General features: G+C 59.1%; 1 protein-coding gene. It reads left to right on the forward strand.

Annotated features, from left to right (window positions below; translation table 11 throughout):
- On the forward strand, positions 1–1,310 hold a 1,310-nt coding region (locus ACQ7C1_RS31680), incomplete at its 5' end, for an IS1182 family transposase (RefSeq protein ID WP_430961213.1).
- Positions 1,311–1,415 lie beyond the last annotated feature (105 nt).

A 1,415-nucleotide genomic window follows, 5' to 3' on the forward strand; every position in this document is an offset into this window, starting at 1 on the left:
TTCCGAAGGATCACCTGCTTCGCAAGATTGATGCGGTGATCGACTTTTCATTCATCCATGATCGTGTTGCCGGGCTTTACTGCCCCGACAATGGCCGTCCTCCACTTGATCCGACGCTGATGTTCAAGGCGCTGTTCATCGGCTACCTCTATGGGGTGCGCTCGGAGCGCCAGCTGGTGCGAGAGATCGAGGTCAACGTTGCCTATCGCTGGTTCTTGCGACTGAAGCTGACGGACGGGGTGTTTGACGCATCGACGCTGTCGCAGAACCGGCGGAGGCGATTCAATGACACGAGTGTGGCCCAGGATATCTTCGATCATATTGTCGAGCAGGCGATCGCCCACAAACTTGTGGACGGGACAGTGCTTTATACCGACTCGACCCATCTGAAGGCCAATGCCAACAAGGGCAAATATGATCTTGCGATGATTGCCAAGTCGCGGGCCGACTATTGGGCCGATCTCGACCGGGCGATCGAGGCGGAGCGGATGCTGCACGGGCAAAAACCACTGAAGGACAGGGAGCGCGAGCCGCAGGTCAAGGAGACCAAGGTCAGCCGCACCGATCCCGACAGCGGCTACATGGTGCGCGACGGCAAACCGAAGGGCTTCTTCTATCTCGATCATCGCACGGTGGACGGCAAGCTTGCCATCATCACCGATACCCATGTGACGCCGGCCAACGTGCATGACTCGATCGTCTATCTTTCCCGGCTGGACCGGCAGCGCGCCCGCTTCGGCCTCGAGGTCGGCGCCGTCGGCCTAGATGCCGGTTATGCCACAGCAGGCATAGCCAAGGGCCTGGAGGACCGGCACGTCCTCGGTGTTACCGGCTATCGCAATCCGACCCCGCCCAAAGACGGCATGATGCGCAAGTCGAAGTTCGCCTACGAGCCTGACACGGATGGCTATCGTTGCCCCGAGGGCCAATTGCTTGCCTATGCCACCACCGATCGGAACGGCTACAAGCATTACACATCCGATCCCGCCATCTGCCGCACCTGTCCGCTGCTGGCCTCATGCACATCGAACACCAAAGCCATCCGCACCATCACCCGCCATGTCTGGACTGAAGCCCGTGAACGCACTGATGCCCATCGCCTAACACCTTGGGGCAAGGCCATCTACAAGCGCCGCAAAGAGACGGTCGAACGCTCCTTCGCCGACGCCAAGCAGCTTCACGGTCACCGCTATGCCCGCTTCCGAAGTCTCACCCGCGTAGCCTGCCAATGCCTGCTTGCCGCCGCCGCCCAAAACATCAAGAAGATCGCCATGGCGCTCACCAAAGCACCCAAACCAGCCATGACATGAAGGCAAAAGACCGCCAACTTCGCCTGCTTCACAACCAAACTCGAAACAACCAAACCTCCAAAAACAAAACCCGCCGAAAATATCGACGGGTTTGTCAGCAGTCTG

Origin of the sequence: Rhizobium sp. Nf11,1 (assembly GCF_050587665.1) — a bacterium.
Classification (GTDB): Bacteria; Pseudomonadota; Alphaproteobacteria; order Rhizobiales; family Rhizobiaceae; genus Rhizobium.